The sequence below is a fragment of the Planctomycetota bacterium genome, assembly GCA_035574235.1.
Taxonomy (GTDB): Bacteria; Planctomycetota; MHYJ01; order MHYJ01; family JACPRB01; genus DATLZA01.
In genome coordinates, this window is record DATLZA010000141.1 from 1 (window position 1) to 15,605 (window position 15,605).

At 68.0% G+C, this 15,605-nt stretch carries 12 protein-coding genes; 9 read left to right on the plus strand and 3 right to left on the minus strand.

Features of this window, described 5'->3' with window-relative positions; all coding sequences use genetic code 11:
* The first annotated feature begins 115 nt into the window (after nt 1-115).
* Nucleotides 116-580, plus strand: coding sequence for a cyclic nucleotide-binding domain-containing protein (locus VNO22_12850; GenBank protein HXG62263.1), 465 nt, complete (start codon nt 116-118; stop codon nt 578-580).
* A 4-nt stretch (nt 581-584) separates the two neighbouring features.
* Here the strand turns inward: VNO22_12850 and VNO22_12855 are convergent, their stop codons facing one another.
* Nucleotides 585-3,095 (minus strand): HEAT repeat domain-containing protein, encoded by a 2,511-nt coding sequence (locus tag VNO22_12855; GenBank protein HXG62264.1) that lies wholly within the window; start codon nt 3,093-3,095, stop codon nt 585-587.
* Nucleotides 3,096-3,171: 76 nt separating this feature from the next.
* On the minus strand, nt 3,172-4,479 hold the full coding sequence (lysA, locus tag VNO22_12860) for a diaminopimelate decarboxylase (GenBank protein ID HXG62265.1): 1,308 nt from the start codon (nt 4,477-4,479) through the stop codon (nt 3,172-3,174).
* Nucleotides 4,480-4,600: 121 nt separating this feature from the next.
* Between lysA and VNO22_12865 the strand changes: the two genes are divergently transcribed.
* Together VNO22_12865 and VNO22_12870 are read left to right on the plus strand one after the other, a co-directional pair.
* Nucleotides 4,601-4,879 (plus strand): hypothetical protein, encoded by a 279-nt coding sequence (locus tag VNO22_12865; protein ID HXG62266.1) that lies wholly within the window; start codon nt 4,601-4,603, stop codon nt 4,877-4,879.
* A 56-nt stretch (nt 4,880-4,935) separates the two neighbouring features.
* Nucleotides 4,936-6,519 (plus strand): hypothetical protein, encoded by a 1,584-nt coding sequence (locus VNO22_12870; GenBank protein HXG62267.1) that lies wholly within the window; start codon nt 4,936-4,938, stop codon nt 6,517-6,519.
* A 4-nt stretch (nt 6,520-6,523) separates the two neighbouring features.
* Here the strand turns inward: VNO22_12870 and VNO22_12875 are convergent, their stop codons facing one another.
* Entirely contained in the window at nt 6,524-8,209 is a 1,686-nt protein-coding gene (locus VNO22_12875; GenBank protein ID HXG62268.1) for a hypothetical protein, read from the minus strand.
* Between the two features lie 104 nt (nt 8,210-8,313).
* Here VNO22_12875 and VNO22_12880 point away from each other — a divergent pair, with 104 nt between their 5' ends.
* The 6 genes from VNO22_12880 to VNO22_12905 form a co-directional block, all read left to right on the plus strand.
* Entirely contained in the window at nt 8,314-9,039 is a 726-nt protein-coding gene (locus VNO22_12880; protein ID HXG62269.1) for an ATP-binding cassette domain-containing protein, read from the plus strand.
* A 7-nt stretch (nt 9,040-9,046) separates the two neighbouring features.
* Entirely contained in the window at nt 9,047-11,668 is a 2,622-nt protein-coding gene (locus tag VNO22_12885; protein HXG62270.1) for a Gldg family protein, read from the plus strand.
* A complete protein-coding gene (locus VNO22_12890) occupies nt 11,669-13,252 on the plus strand; it encodes a DUF4340 domain-containing protein (GenBank protein HXG62271.1) in 1,584 nt (527 codons plus the stop codon).
* A gap of 18 nt (nt 13,253-13,270) precedes the next feature.
* On the plus strand, nt 13,271-13,921 hold the full coding sequence (locus VNO22_12895; protein ID HXG62272.1) for a DUF1080 domain-containing protein: 651 nt from the start codon (nt 13,271-13,273) through the stop codon (nt 13,919-13,921).
* 427 nt (nt 13,922-14,348) lie between these two features.
* On the plus strand, nt 14,349-14,720 hold the full coding sequence (locus tag VNO22_12900; protein HXG62273.1) for a hypothetical protein: 372 nt from the start codon (nt 14,349-14,351) through the stop codon (nt 14,718-14,720).
* A 36-nt stretch (nt 14,721-14,756) separates the two neighbouring features.
* Nucleotides 14,757-15,605, plus strand: an 849-nt coding sequence (locus tag VNO22_12905; protein HXG62274.1) for a serine/threonine-protein kinase, incomplete at its 3' end; no start/stop codon positions are given.

Sequence of the window (15,605 nt, forward strand, 5' to 3'; positions counted from 1 at the left end):
CGGCATGTTCGGCGATTATAGGCCCGCCTGCGGCGCGCGGTCAACGGGTTTCCGGCTGTTCGCGGGCCGAGGCGTGAGGTAAAATGAAAGCGCGCTCAGGGGAGGGCAGGCTCCGGTGGTCACGAAGGAATTTCTCACGTCGGTGGATCTCTTCGCGGGGCTCGCGGCGCCGGACGCGGAGGCGCTGGCGGCGTTCGGGCGGGAAGAGGTCTTCCGCAAGGGTCAGACGATCTTCCGCGAGCGCGATCCGGGGGATCGCGTCTACGTGGTCCTTTCCGGCGTGGTCGAGGTGACGCGCTCGGCGCCGGGAGTGGACCGTCCGACGCCCGTGGCGCGGCTGGAGCGCGGGGAGGCGTTCGGGGAGACGTCGGCGCTTGACGGGGCGCCGCGCGCGGCGACGGCGGCGGCGGCGGTGGTGCCGGAAACGCGCGTTCTTTCGTGGGACGCGGGCGAGCTCCGCCGTTTCCTGGCGCAGCGCCCCGGCGCGTCGGCCGCCTTCCTCCAGGCGATGGCGCTCCGGCTTCACGCGCGGCTGCGCCAGGCGTCGGAAGCCCTCCAGGCGCTGCTGCGCACGCTGTGACGGCTTACGGGTCGTCCGCGGTGTAGGCGTCCCGCTGGAGCCGGCGGAACTTGGAGAGCTCCCGGCGCTGCTCGGCGGTGAGCGTCGCGTTGCCGAGCGCCTCTCCGCAGGTCCGCTCGATCTCGTAGTCCCCGTCCTTGAGGTTCTGCATGAGGACGTCGAAGACCTCCTTGGAAGGGGATACGCCCGTCTGCCGGAAGATCTCGGACAGCGCCTTCGCGCAGGCCAGCCGCACGCCCTTCTGCCGCGCGGCGCGCTCGGCGTCGGCGTCCTTGTCGGCCAGGACCTTGGCCAGGACGTCCACGGCGCGCTGGTCGCCGAAGCGTCCGAGCGCCCGGGCCGCCGGGATGCGGATGAAATCCTCGCGCAGGATCTCGGGGCTCACCGTCCGGATCAGCGCCTCGACGGCGTCGCGGAAGGGATACAGCGTGTGGGCCGGATCGATCCGGGCGAACGTCTCCGCCGCCGCGCGGGCGATTTCGTCGGCGCGGTCCTTGGAATCCTTCTTGGCCTCCGGCAGGTCGAAGGCCTTCTCGAGAAGAGCCTGCAGGTCGAGCTTGTGGGCGTCGCGCCCGATGACCGCGAAGGCGGTGCCCTTCTCCAGGAACTCGCGGCGGGACTGCTCCACCTCGGCGGCGGTGTCCCCGATCACGACGCGCGGGATGTGCCGCGTGCGCACGTCGTCGCGGAGCGTGTCGAACACCGTCTCGACGATTCCCTTCTTGGTGGCCGTCTCGCGGAAGTAGACCTGGCCGCAGATCTTGCGCTGGATGAAGATGACGTCCTCGGTGGGGAACTGCTTGGCCTTGAGGACGCCTTCCTCCCCGGAGGAGACGACCACGGGGAAGATCCCCAGGCTCGAAAGGGTCTTGCGGAACCCGAGCAGGAAGTTCCGGTCCTCTTCGGTCTGGACATCGTAGATGACGAGCGCCACGCGCACCCCCTGTTCGCCGATCGCGTCGACGAGGTTGGGGATGACGAGCTCCATGCCGAGCTTGCGGCGCTGCGGGTTGAGCGCGACCATGGCCTGGGCGGCCGCGTAGCGCACGCGCTTGTCTTCATGGGTCAGGGCCTCGATGAGCGGGTACCCCAGCGTGCCGTCGGCGCCTTCCTTGGGCGTGCCGGCCTCCTGGGCGGTCTCCCGGGGGGCGTCGGGCGGGGGCGGCGGAGCGGGCAGATCCTCGGGCCGGCCCATCTCCTGGATCGCCTCGATGCACGCCTTGGCCACCAGGGCGTTGCCGTCCTCGAGGCACCGGGCCAGCGCCTCGTAGAGATGGCGCTTGCCGGGAAGCTGCCCGAGCACGTTGGCCCGGATCACCTTGGCCTTGCGATCGAAGTACTTGGCCACGACGGACTGGACGTCCGGGGCCGACGCGGCGGCCTCGATCTCGTCCGCCAGGGGCTTGATCGCGGCGTCGTTCATGCCCTCCGTGTCGCGGATGAAGCGGACGAGTTCGGCCTTGTCGATCTCGCCGACCTTCAGCGCCTCGACGGCCGCCTCGACCGCCGCACGGGCTTCAAGGGCCTGAGCGAAGTGGACGCACGCCAGAAGGCTCCAGGCGCTGCGGCCCTTGGGGCGGGAAACGTAATTCGGGTCGAGCTCGAGGAGGTCGTAAAGCGCCTCCTCGGCGAGCTGTTCGTTATAGGCCATCCGGGCCACGGGACGCTCGGTGAGCCGGTCGTTTTCGGCGTCCCACTTCCAGACGAGGTAGGCGCGCTGCCAGGACAGGATCGCCGAGCTGTCGCTGTAGTAATACTTCATCGCCAGCTCGTAGTAGTAGTCCGTGGCCTTCTTCCACTGGGAGAAGTCCTTGGCGCGGATGATCTTGTGGAGCGCCTCCGAGGCGAACTTCTTGACCTCGGGGGACTCGTTGGGGTCTTCGACGACGCGCTTGAGGGCCGGAATGGCGCGCTCGTCCTTCACGTTGCCCAGGACGATCGCGGCGTTCTGCCGGAGGAAGGGATCCTTGGAATCGAGGGCTTCGACGACGGCGAGCGACGCGTCCACGCCCATTTCGGTCAGAAGCAGAATCACGCGGGAGCGGAACTTGTCGTTCTGCTTGTCTCCCAGATGCGGCACGAGGAAGCGCACGGCCCAGGGGCCGACGTTCTTCAGGTGCCAGAAGGCGGTGCGCCAGACGGCGAAGCTCTCTTCGCGAAGGTCCGCGACGTACTTGAGGACGACGTCCTTGCCCCGGCGCAGCGGCTCGCCGGGCTTGGCCAGTTCGAAAAGGCGGCGGCCGATCTCCTGGATCTTGCGGTCGTCATGGTTCATCATGCCCGCCACGAGGTCCTCGCCGGCGCGCTTGAGGTGGGCGTAGACCTGGTCGCTGGAGGGCTTGAGCTGGAAGGCCTCCTCGAACTTGGAGGCGGCTTCGTCGAACTTGCCCTGCTTGTAGAGGCGGGTTCCCTCGTCGAGAAGCTGCCGGATCTTGTCGCCGAAGGACTCGTCCTGGGCCGCCGTCGGGAGGGCCAGGGCGGCCGCCAGAGACACCCACAGCAGGCGCGTCAGCATATCCGTTCTCCCCGTGTGTCGGAACCTTCTGATTCTCGCCGTCCCCAAGATCCTGTCAACGAAAAACGCCCCCTTGCTACGGGAAGCTCACGATCCGCTCGTTGCGGACGAGATCCTCGTAGGTCTCCCGCGCGGTGACCACCCGGTCCTGGCGTCCCGAGACCAGCACTTCGCAGGGCCGGGGGTGCGAGTTGTAGTTGGAGGCCATGGCGAAGCCGTACGCCCCCGCCGAGAAGACCGCCACGAGGTCGCCCCGCCGCAGCGGGGGGAGGCGGCGTTCCTTGGCGAAAAAGTCGCCGCTCTCGCAGATCGGCCCCACGACGTCCGTGACCGCGGCCGGGCCGGGCCATTGCTCCTCGTCGGGCGGCTCGCCCGAGACGGACGGCTCCGTCCGCGCCGGCCAGATGCGGTGATAGGCGCCATATAACGTAGGACGGACCAGATCGTTCATTCCCGCGTCGCAAATGACGAATTTCTTGTCCCCCGATTCCTTCACGTAGACGACCCGGGTGAGGAGGATTCCCGCGTTCCCCACGATGAACCGGCCGGGCTCCAGGATGATCGAGCAGCCGGTGCGGGCCAGGATGGGGACGACCGCCTGGGCGATCTCCCGCGCCGGCCGCGCCGTCTTGTCCTTGTACCAGATCCCGAAGCCGCCGCCGATGTCGAGCCATTCGACCGCGGCGCCGCGGGCGCGGCACTCGGGGAGGAAGGCCAGGATCCGCTGAAGGGTCTCCACGTAAGGGTCCACCTTCGTGATCTGGCTGCCGATGTGGACGTGCAGTCCCGAAAGGCGCACGTGCCGCAGCGACCGGGCTCCTTCCAGGATCTTCTTGGCCCGTTCCAGGTCCACGCCGAACTTCGTTTCCTTCTTGCCCGTGGAGATGTAGGTGTGCGTCTGGGGATCCACGTCGGGGTTCACGCGCAACGCCGCCTGGGCGGTCCGGCCGGCCGCCCCCGCCAGGTGCTCCAGGTTCGCCAGCTCCTCCTCGCTTTCGACGTTGAAAAGCAGGATTCCCTTTTCGAGCGCGAGCGCGATCTCCTCGTCCGTCTTGCCCACGCCGGCGAAGACGATCTTTGCGGGATCCGCGCCGACCTTGAGCGCGCGGAAGAGCTCTCCGCCCGAGACGACGTCGAACCCGGCTCCCTCGTCCTTCATCAGCTTGAGGATCGAGAGGTTGGAGTTGGCCTTGACGGAATAACAGATGAGGGGCGGCCGCGGAAGGCCCGGCGCCTCGGCGAACGCGTCCCGCAGCTTGCGGTAATGCTCCAGGATCGTGCGCGCGGAGTAGACGTAGAGCGGGGTGCCGTGCCGTTCGGCGAGTTCCCGGACGGGGACCTCTTCGGCCATGAGCTCGCCGCGGACGTAGCGGAAATAATCCATAGCGCGCCTCGGTTCGTGTGGAGGAAGCGGGATTATAGGTCGCGCCTTCGCGCGGGGTCAACGGAGAAGGTCCCCTGAAAAGGCTGGCCCCCCTTCCGGACCCGCGGTAAGATTCCCCGGCGTGAACGAACGCAAGCCCAACCTGAAAGTGGGCGCCGAGTGGATCGCCGTCGAAATCGTCTCGGAGCCCTACGTCGTCATGACCCTGCGGGGATACGCACCGGTCGTGGAGGTCGAGGCCCCCGGCGGCCGGCACATCCTCTACATTTCGTCGAAGTCCATTTCCGAAGGCCTCGAGCCCCTCGTGCAGGCCAACGGCGGACGGTTTTCCGGGCTGCGCGTGCGCCTGCGGAAGGAATCGGACGATCGGATGGCCCCGTACGTCGTGGAGAAGGCGTAATACATACGTCCTCGGAGCGGGCACGCGTCGGGCGCTTCTCAGCGGAGGAACCCTTCATGACGATTCGGATCGTTCTCGCTTTCGCCGCGCTTTCGGTCGCCGGCTCCGCGCCCCGGGCGCAGGAGGAAACTCCGGCCCGCCCCGAGCTGTGGCTGTACTACTCCACGAACCTCTGGGTGGAGAAGAACCTCGAGAAGCTCGAGGAAATCTGGCGCCGCGCGGCCCGCGCGGGGTACACGAAGGTTCTCCTGGCCGATTCCAAGTTCGCCAAGCTCGGGGACATGGATCGGCGCTACTTCGCCCACGTCGAGCGCGTCAAGAAGCTCGCCGCGGAGCTCAAGCTCGAGATCGTCCCGGCGCTCTTTCACATCGGCTACTCCAACAGCATGCTGTGGCACGACCCGAACCTGGCCGAGGGGCTCCCCGTGAAGGACGCGCTCTTCGTGGTCCGCGGAGGTCAGGCCGCGCTCGAGCCCGACCCGCCCGTGCGTCTGGGTCCGAAGTTCGGCTTCATCGACGAAACGTGCCGGCTCGAGGGGGACGGGATCACCGTCCGGGACAACGCCGGAAACGCCCGCTTCGCCTTTCCCCTGGCCGTGCGGCCGTACCGCTCCTACCACGTCTCCGTCAAGATCCGGACCGAGAACTACACGGGCCGGCCGGAAATCAAGGCCCTCGGCGGCGGCCGATCCCTCCAGTGGCAGTACCTGGAGACGAAACCCACGCAGGACTGGACGGAGCATCATGTCGTCTTCAACACGCTGGAGGCGGACCGCGTCACGGTCTATTTCGGCGTCTGGGACGACGCCCGCGGGACGCTTCAGTGGAAGGACTGGAGGATCGAGGAGGCGCCGCTCGTCAACGTCCTGCGCCGTCCCGGCGCTCCGTTCACCGTGAGGACCGAGGACGGGCGGGTCCTCGAGGAGGGCCGGGACTTCGAGCCCGTGGCCGATCCCCTTCTGGGCGCCCGTCCCTGGAAGGGCGAGTACGAGGCCTGGCACGAGCCCGTGCCGCTGCGCGTGCGCGGTCTTCCGGAAGGAACCCGGTTGCGCGTCTCATGGCATCACCCCGCGATCATTTACCACGGGCAGGTTTCGATTTGTCCTTCGGAGCCCAGGACCCTCGAGCTCCTGCGCGACGAGGCGCGCCGCCTGCGGGAGACCTGGGGGGCCAAGGGATACATGATGTCCCACGACGAGATCCGCGTCCTCAACCAGGACGAAGCCTGCCGCCGCCGGAATCTCGACGCGGGAGCGATCCTGGCCGACAACGCCCGGGCGTGCGTGAAGCTCCTCGAGGGGGCCGACGTCTACGTGTGGAACGACATGTTCGACCCGCACCACAACGCCCACAAGGATTACTATCTCGTCCGCGGGGATCTCACGGGTTCCTGGGAAGGGCTCGATCCGGGCGTGATCATCGTCAACTGGAACGGCGGGAAGGCCGAGGAATCTCTGCGCTTCTTCGCGGGTCGGGGCCATCGCCAGGTGATCGCCGGCTATTACGACTCCGATCCCAGGAACGTGCGTCGCTGGATGCGGGCGGCGGCGGGCGTCCGGGGCGTCGTGGGCGTCATGTACACGACCTGGCGGCAGAACTACGCGGACCTCGAGGCGTTCGCGCGCGCCGTCCGGGAGTAGAAGCCTACTCGCCGCACAGCTTCAGGGTCAGAAGCGCCTGGGCGGTTCCGTAGACGCGTCCGAGCTCGTGGGAATCCACCCACGCGCCGTCGAATTCCTGGGTATCGAGGACGATCCGCCGCTGGCGCGCAAGCGCCTCGCGGTCGCCGACCGCGCGGGCCGCCAGGGCCCGCCCGTGCTGGTCGTACCAGAAGAAAAAGCCGCCGTTGCGGTGCGCGTCGGCGTGATCGTCGTACTTGCGCACGCGCTCCAGAAGCTCGTGGTGCTCGAACGAGGTCGCCACGGCCGCCCGCACGGAGGCGGCGTCGGAGCGCCCGGCCCGGAACAGCGCGAGTTCGCACAGCGGCATGCGTCCCGCCCCGCCCCGCACGTCCCCGCCCCGTTCGGGGAAGGCGTACGAGAAGACACCCCGGTCGTCGCGCGCCCGCCCGAGGGCTTCCGCGCCGCGGCGGAACGCGGCCTCGGGGACCTCCGCCCCCGCGCGCCGGGCCGCCTCGAGCGCCAGAAGCGCCGTCGCCGTCGCGAACGGATTCTCGTACTCGTGGGCCCACGAGCCGTCGGGCCGCTGGAGGCGGAGGAGCGCGGCCGCAAGACGCGCCGAACGCTCCCGGTCGCCGCCCTCCGCGAAATAGAAGAGCCGATAGGCGTGCGCCCAGACGATCTCGTCGGTGTCGTCGGGAGCGATGCGCGATTCGTCCTTCATGAACGCTTCGGCGCGCGCGAGCGCCTCGCGGACGTCGGCCGGATCGCCCCAGGCGCGGAGCGCCGCCGCGGCCAGGGCGGTGACCGCCATGTGGACGTTGGGGAGCGAATCGGCGCCGCCGAAGGTGTAGTTCGAATCGTCCCAGCCGCCGGAGCGGCGCTGCATTCCGCGGAGGAACCGGAGGGCCCGCGGCACGAGCGCCTCCGGGCGCGGCGCCGTCGTGCCGGAAGGAAGTCCCCGCAGGGCGTCCTCGGGCGGCGCCTCGTGGATTTCGAAGCCGCGCACGAAGGGCCCGTCGCCGGAAAGCTCCGCCGCGGCCTTCCAGGACCAGCGCCCCTCGCGGATCCGCCGCCACTCGGCGCGGCCTTCGTCGTCGCGGCCGCGGAGAAAAAGCGCCACGCCGCGGAAGTAGCGCGCCTCGGGGTCCTCGAGTCCCGCGAAAAGCTCGGGATCCGGACGCCCTTCGCGGATCGCCCGGAAGGCCGGGTGAGCGGGGGGAGGCGGAAGCTCCGCCTTCCGCCCCGCCTTTTCGAGCACCGCGCCCAGGAGCGCGACGAGCCAGTCTTCGGAGAAGGTCGTCAGTCCCTGCACTCGGTGAAGGACGCGCCCTTCCGCGTCGAGGAAAAGGACGCCCGGTTCGAGGAAGGCGAGGGGTTCCAGCGCGAAGGCGCGGCGGGCCGGTCGGCCGGCGGGCAGCCGCAGGGGCACGAAGCGGTCCGAGAGGAGCGTCACGACGCGGGGCATCATGAAGGGTCCGGCCTGGAGGTACTTTTCGAGGACGAGTTTGCGGTCCATGGGGGATCCTTCGACATAGGGGATCCACCAGGCGATGGGGCGTCCGGTCCGGCGGGCGCGTTCGCGCGCCTCCTCGAGCGACCGGGCCCAGGGGATCTCGGACCCGCAGAAGGCGGCCGGACCCTCGAAGGGGCGGTCCGGAGGGCGGTCCTGGACCAGGAGCATCGCGACGGCCGCGGCGAGGGCCGGCATGTTTTCGATTATAGCGTTCGGGGTTCAAACGCTTGCGCCGCTTTTGCGTAGGTGTTAATGATCATGCGGCCGCCCGGCGGCGGCCTTTTTCCACGCATCCGGCCATGAGCGAATCGGATCTCATGATCCAGGCGGAGGGCCTGGCGAAGGTCTACGGATCCTTCGTGGCTCTCCGGGACGTCAGCTTTTCCATTCCCCGCGGGCAGGTGGCGGCGTTCCTGGGGCCCAACGGGGCCGGGAAGACCACCACGATGAAGATCCTGACGGGCTTTCTGGCGCCCACGCGCGGGACCGCCCGCATCGCGGGGTTCGACGTCTCGACCCATCGGCTCGAGGCGGCGCGGCGGCTGGGGTATCTTCCGGAGAACGGACCGCTCTACCTCGACATGACGCCGAGGATGCTCCTGCGGTTCTTCGGGGAGGTTCGGGGACTTTCGCCCGCGAAACTCCGGGAGCGCCTGGAGGCGGTCACCGCGCTCTGCGGCCTGGGGCCGGTCCTCGACAAGCCCATCTACAAGCTTTCGAAGGGGTACCGGCAGCGCTGCGGAATGGCGCAGGCGCTCCTGCACGAACCGGACGTCCTGATCCTCGACGAGCCCACGAGCGGCCTGGATCCCAACCAGATCCGCGACGTGCGCCGCACGATCCGCGAGCTCGGAAAATCCAAGACGATTCTTCTTTCGACCCACATCCTCCAGGAAGTGGAGGCGGTGGCGGACCGCGTGATTTTCATCCACGCGGGACGGATCGTCTTCGACGGAACGCCCAAGGAGATGCACGCCCGGGGGCCGTCGCTGGACGAGGTCTTCTTCGAACTGACGCGCGCGTAAGGGAGCCATGATCCGCAAGCACGTGGTCGGGGCGGTCTTCCGCCGCAACTTCCAGGGCTATTTCCGGTCGCCCACCGGGTACGTCTTCATCGCCGTCTTCATCGTGCTGTCGGCGGCGGTGGCCTTCTGGCGGGACGTCTTCTTCGGCAACAACCTCGCGAATCTGGACACGCTGAACGAATTCTTCCCCTACCTTCTTCTCTTCTTCGTTCCCGCGGTCGCCATGGGCTCGTGGGCGGAGGAGCGCAAGCAGGGGACGGACGAGCTCCTGCTGACGCTGCCGGCGACGGACCTGGAGGTGCTTCTCGGAAAATATCTCGCGGCGCTCGGGATCTACGGGGTGGCCCTCTTTTTCTCGCTGTCGCACGTCGTGGTCCTGGCCTTCCTGGGCCGCCCCGACCTGGGGGTGATGCTGGGGACGTATCTCGGGTACGCCTTCCTGGGAGCGGCGCTTCTGCCGGTGGCGATGACGGCGTCGCTGGCGACGTCGAGCATGACGGTGGCGTTCATCCTCGGGGCGGTGTTCTGCGCGGTGCCGGTGTTCCTCGGGCAGGCGGGGACGCTGCTGGGGCGGGGCGCCGAGAGCCTGGGGGTCTGGCGGCCCTTCGAAGACTTCGCGCGCGGCGTGCTCTCCCTTCAGGCGGTGCTCTACTTCGCGTCGGTGGCGGTTCTTTTCATGTATCTGAATCTGCGGCTTCTGGGGCGCCGGCACCGGTCGGACGCGGCGACGTGGGGCCATTTCGCGGCCCGCGCGGCGTCGCTTCTGACGGCGGCCGTCTGCCTGGGGGTGCTCTCGGGGCGGCTCGGGTGGCGCGCGGATCTGACGAGCGAGCGGCTGCATTCGCTCACGGGTCACACGCGCGAGGTTCTCCAGAGGATCGACCCCGGCCGGCCCGTCCAGATTCAGGCCTTCGTCAGCCCCGAGGTGCCGCCGAGCTACGTTCAGGCCCGCAAGACGCTGCTCGATACGCTGCGCGAAGTGGACGCCCTGGGCGGCGACCGGGTGCATCTGCGGATCGTGGACACGGAGCGCTACAGCGCCGAGGCGCGGGAAGCGGAGCGCTTCGGGATCCGGTCCGAGAAAGTGAGCGAAGTGGAGGAAGGGGAGCGCGAGACCCGGGAGATCTTCATGGGGCTCGTCTTCACCTGCGGGACCGAAGAGGTCGTGGTGCCTTTCTTCCACCGGGGGCTCTCCGCCGAGTACGAGATCGTGCGCTCGATCGGCACGGTTTCGGGCCTCAAGCGCAAGAGGGTCGGGATCGCCACGACGGATGCCCGGATGTTCGGGGGGTTCGATTTCACGAGCATGCGTTCCCAGCCGGAGTGGCAGATCGTGGCCGAGCTCAAGAAGCAGTACGAGGTCGTCCAGGTCTCGCTCGACCAGGCCCTTTCGGAGACCTACGACTGCCTGATCGTGGCGATGCCGAGCTCGCTGACGCAGGCGCAGATGGACCATCTGGCGGCCTACGTCCGCAAGGGCCATCCGGTGCTCCTGTTCGACGACCCGTATCCGACGTTCAATCCGGGGCTGGCGCCCGATCAGCCCAAACAGGCGGCGAGGGGAGGCATGTTCTTCGCGCCGCCGCCGCCTTCGGAGCCCAAGGGCGACATGCGCAAGTTCTGCGATCAGATCGGTCTTCGCTGGGAGGCGGACGCCTTCGTGTGGGACACGTGGAATCCCTATCCGCCGTTCCGCGAATATCCGCGGGAGGTGGTCTTCCTGGGGGCGGGGAGCCCCAATCCCGAGACCTTCAATCCCGAGGACCCGATCACGTCGGGCCTCCAGGAGATGGTGCTCATTTTCCCGGGCGAGGTGCAGCGGCGGACCGATCTGCCGCTCAAGTTCATCCCGCTGCTTCAGACCACGCGGCGCAGCGGCATCCTCCATCGAAATCAGGTTCTCGAGCGCAGTTTCTTCGGGACGACCCTCAACGAGGATCGCGTGCACCTGCCGGGCGGGACGGAGCTCTGCCTGGCGGCGCGGGTGGAGGGGGAGCTGCCGGCCGCCTCCTCCGCCGAGGGGCAGCCCCCCGGGCCGGCCGCCCGGATCAAGCTCGTCTTCGTGGCCGATCTCGACTGCGTTTCGGACGTCTTCTTCGATCTCCGGCGACGGGGCCTCCAGGGGCTGAACTTCGACAACGTCACGTTCGTTCTCAACTGCGTGGACGTGCTGGCGGGGGATCCCTCCTACGTGGAGCTGCGCAAGCGCCGGGGGCGCCACCGGACGCTGGAGCGGGTGGAAGCCCTCACCAAGGCCCACGAGGAGAGGCTTCTCCTCAAGATTCAGGAAGCCGAGGAGCAGGCCAAGAAAAAGCTCGACGAGGCGCAGAAGCGGCTCAACGAAAAGGTGGAGGAACTCCGCAAGCGGACCGATCTTGACGCCCGCACGAAGGACATCATGATCCGCCAGATGGAGGACGTGGAGAACCGCCGTTTCGAGGCGGCCAAGAAGGAGATCGAAGACGAGAAGGACGCCGAGATCGAGCGCAGCCGCACGGACAAGGAGCAGGCGGTCAAGGCCATCCGCAAGCGCATCAAGATCCTGGCGGTGGCGCTTCCGCCCGTGCCGGCCGTGCTCATCTGCCTGGCGGTCTTCGTCCAGAGGCTTTCCGGAGCCCGGAGGGTGTAGATGAAGGAGACGCGCACGACGCTCGCGTTCGGCGGCGCCGCGCTGGCGCTTCTGGGCCTCACGCTTCTGACCGCGCCGCGCCACAGGCCCGCCGAGGTGTTCTCCGACCAGGGCACGGTCTTCTACCCCGACTTCAAGGATCCGCTCAAGGCCGCGTCCCTCGAGGTCGTGGAGTTCGACGAATCCACCGCCACGCCCCGGCGGTTTCACGTCCAGTTCCTCGGCGGCCGGTGGGTCATCCCCTCGCACCACAACTATCCGGCCGACGCCAAGGACCGCCTGGTGAAGACGGCCGCCGCGGTGATCGATCTGGTGCGCGAGAAGTTCCGTTCGGACAACCCCAAGGACCACGAGGCCTTCGGCGTCGTGGATCCCGCCGACGAGAAGGTCTCCGGCACGCGCGGCCGCGGGAAGCGCGTGATCCTGCGCGACCTGGACGGAAAGGTCCTGGCCGATTTCATCTTCGGCAAGGAGGCCGGCGAGGGGCGCCGCTTCGTGCGGCTTCCGGGCCAGAAGCGCGTCTACGAGACGCGCACGAAGGCCGAGATTTCGGCGCGGTTCGAAGACTGGATCGAGACCGACCTCCTCCAGCTTTCCCAGTCCGCCGTCCGCCGGATCATCATCGACCGGTACTCGATCGACGAACAGCAGCTGCTTTCCCGCGGGATCCTCGTCATCAAGGACCGGACGACGACGACGCTGGCGCGCGAGGATTCGACCAAGCCCTGGACCGTCAGCGGGATGAAGGAGAACGAGGAGCCCCACGGGGACGCCATCTCCCAGATGCTCAACGCGCTGGACGACCTCAAGATCGTGGGGGTGCGTCCCAAGCCGCCGTTCCTGACCAAGGACCTCAAGGCGTCGGGCGAATTCAAGGTCCGGGATCGCCTGACCCCGCAGCAGATGGCGTCGCTGCAGTCCCTTCAGCAGAAGGGGTTCTTCGTCGTTCCGCAGGGCGAGGAGTCGCTGGTCCTTTCGAACGAGGGGGACATCACCGTTTCCTGCGACGACGGCGTGGTCTACACCCTGCGCTTCGGCGAGGTGATCGTGGGGGAGGGGGAGGAAATCACGGCCGGCGCCGGCGAGGACAAAAAGGAAGAGAAGAAGGACGAGAAAAAGGGCGGCAAGGAAAACCGCTATCTGCTCGTGACGGCGCGGTTCGACGAGTCGCTTCTGGGACCGCCGCCCGCGGAGCCCAAGCCCCCCGCCGGATACAAGCCCGAGGACAAGAAGGACGACAAGAAGGAAGGCGAGAAGAAGCAGGATCCGCCCGAGGTCGAGAAGTATAAGAAGGAGAAGGAGGAGTACGACCGCAAGAAACAGGAATACGAGCGCAAAGTCTCCGACGGCAAGAAGCGGGCCCAGGAGCTGACGGACCGTTTCGCCGAGTGGTACTACGTCATTTCCGACGATCTCTTCAAGAAACTGCGGCGGGACCCCAAGGAGCTCGTCAAGCCGAAGGAAGAGAAGAAGGAAGGCGAGCCAAAAACGGACGGACCGAAGGAAGACGGGAAAAAGCCGGAGGAGAAGAAGCCCGAAGACAAGAAGGAACCGGGCAAGAACCCGGAGGAAAAGAAACCCTGATCGGGGGAGGAGAAGGCCATGGTGCGGATTCTGGCGTGGGCGGCGGCGCTGGCGGCGGCGGGGCAGGCGGGAGAAGAGGGCTTTACGCCCCTTTTCAACGGCAAGGATCTTTCCGGCTGGACGTATTTCCTGGAAAAGAAGGGGCCCAACCAGGACGGCACGATGAAGATGGAGGACGTCTGGTCCGTGAAGGACGGCGTCCTCCACTGCAAGGGCCGGCCGAACGGGTACATCCGGACGGAGAAGGACTACAAGAATTTCATCCTGAAGCTCGAGTGGCGCTGGCCGGAAGGGAAGGGGTACAACTCCGGCGTGCTGCTCCGCATGGTCGGGCCGGACAAGGTGTGGCCCCGATCGATCGAGGCCCAGCTCATGAGCGGCCATGCCGGGGACTTCTGGCTCATCGACGGCGCCAGGCTCGAGACGGCGCCGGAGCGGGTGGATGCCAAGACCCCGCGGCACCGCCTCAAGATCAAGGCGAACGAAAAGCCTCTCGGCGAGTGGAACGAATACGAGATCACGGTCGATAAGGGCAAGGTCGTCCTGAAGGTCAACGGCGAGGTTCTGAACGAGGGAACCGGCGCCGAAGAGGTCGCCGGCAAGATCTGCCTCCAGTCCGAGGGCGGCCCCATCGAATTCCGGAACATCCGGATCAAGCCGCTGGAGTAGGGGCTCGGCGTCCGCACTCGTCCCCCGGCCGGTCCGGCGGGTCGGGGGGGAGGAGGGGTCTGGACGTGAAGACGGTCCGCCGTTTCTCGCCGCCCGCGCTTTCGGGGCCGGCCGCGGTTTAGTTTCTGGCCGCCTCGGTCGGGATCTCGGCGTTCCTGCATTTCGTTCGTTCCGGACCGCCCGCCGAACGCCGCAAGGATTTTTCGTCGGCGCGGCATCCTCCGACGGTCCAGGATTTCGTGCGGGTCCTGGAATTGGCCCGGCACTACGGCGCCAAGGGCGTATTCACGGATCGGATCAGACCCGCCGATGAACCCCCCGGCGGCCCGGTTCAAGGACCGCGCGGGCGGAAAGACCGCTTTCGGCATCGAGTTTTCCCGCCTTCGGCGCACTCCTCCCGTGGATTCCGTTTCCCGGGAGGAGAGCGATGCCGCGTCCCGCGCTCGGCCACGTCCTTCGGCTCCTCCGGGATCACGTCTGCGCCGGCCGCTGGGCGCTCTCGGAGGAGGCGTGGCTGGATCTCGTGCATCGCGGTGTCTCGGACGAGGACCTCGAAGAGGCGGTCCTGGGCGGATCGCCGGTGGGATGGGTCGCCGGACCGTCGGGCGCTTCCGGAGCCGGAACGCTGCGCTCCGGAGGGCTGGGCGTCTCGTTCCGCGTGGACCGCCGAGCCGCGGTACTGACCGGAGTCTTTTTTATGGAAACACGTTCAACTTTGTTCGCCCTTCCGGCGGACCGCCGCCGGGCGGCCTGCGGGGAAGGTTCGAAATCCTTGCGCGCCCGGGCGCGCGTGTGCTAAGAAGGGCCGCGCGACCGGGGGGGAGGGGAAAGGGGAATGGGGGAACCGTCCGTCTGGGGTGATTTCGAAGTTCACGAGGATTCGCTCCTCGGTCGCGGCGGCATGGGGGCCGTCTACAAGGCCCGCCAGCGGTCGCTCAACCGCTGGGTCGCCGTCAAAGTCTTCGATCCCGCCCGCGTCGATCCGGCCCTCGCTCCCGGCTTTCTCGAAAAGTTCCGGATCGAAATTCAGGCGCTGGCGCGCCTGCGCGATCCGCGCATCGTCACGATCCACCAGGCCGGGGAAAACGACGGCCGCGTCTGGTTCGCCATGGAGCTCATCGACGGGGAAACCGTCGAGGAGCGCCTCTCCCGGGAGGGCGCCTTTCCCGAGCGGGAGGCCGCGCGCGTGGGGGCGGAAGTGGCCCGGGCCCTGGAAGCGGCCTTCCGGGAAGGGATCGTCCACCGCGACGTCAAGCCCGGCAACATCTTCCTGCTTCGCGACGGCTCCGTGAAACTGGCCGATTTCGGCCTGGCGCGGAGCCCCGCGTTCGCCCCGACGGCTCTGACGGACGCGCAGGCCGTGGCCTGCACGCCGGCCTACACGGCGCCCGAAGAGGCCGAAGGGGGCGCGTCGACCGATCCGCGGAGCGATCTTTATTCGCTGGGCTGCGTCCTCTACGAGATGGCGACCGAGCGGCCGCCGTTCGTGGGGACCACCCCCATGGAGACGCTCGTCAAGCACGCCACCGAGCCGCCGCGCCCGCCCCGGGCGCTGAACCCGGCGATCTCGCGCGAGTTCGAGGAGATCGTCCTGCGCTGCCTGGCCAAGGATCCGGCCGGTCGCTACGGGTCCCCCGGCGCGCTGGCCGCGGCGCTCGAGAAGCTGGTCGCGCGGGCGCCGGAG

Coding starts and splice junctions, on each gene's coding strand:
- VNO22_12855 (HXG62264.1), bottom strand. CDS start 3,095: ATGCTGACGCGCCTGCTGTGGGTGTCTCTGGCGGCCGCCCTGGCCCTC.
- lysA (HXG62265.1), bottom strand. CDS start 4,479: ATGGATTATTTCCGCTACGTCCGCGGCGAGCTCATGGCCGAAGAGGTC.
- VNO22_12870 (HXG62267.1), top strand. CDS start 4,936: ATGACGATTCGGATCGTTCTCGCTTTCGCCGCGCTTTCGGTCGCCGGC.
- VNO22_12875 (HXG62268.1), bottom strand. CDS start 8,209: ATGCCGGCCCTCGCCGCGGCCGTCGCGATGCTCCTGGTCCAGGACCGC.
- VNO22_12880 (HXG62269.1), top strand. CDS start 8,314: ATGAGCGAATCGGATCTCATGATCCAGGCGGAGGGCCTGGCGAAGGTC.
- VNO22_12885 (HXG62270.1), top strand. CDS start 9,047: ATGATCCGCAAGCACGTGGTCGGGGCGGTCTTCCGCCGCAACTTCCAG.
- VNO22_12890 (HXG62271.1), top strand. CDS start 11,669: ATGAAGGAGACGCGCACGACGCTCGCGTTCGGCGGCGCCGCGCTGGCG.
- VNO22_12895 (HXG62272.1), top strand. CDS start 13,271: ATGGTGCGGATTCTGGCGTGGGCGGCGGCGCTGGCGGCGGCGGGGCAG.
- VNO22_12900 (HXG62273.1), top strand. CDS start 14,349: ATGCCGCGTCCCGCGCTCGGCCACGTCCTTCGGCTCCTCCGGGATCAC.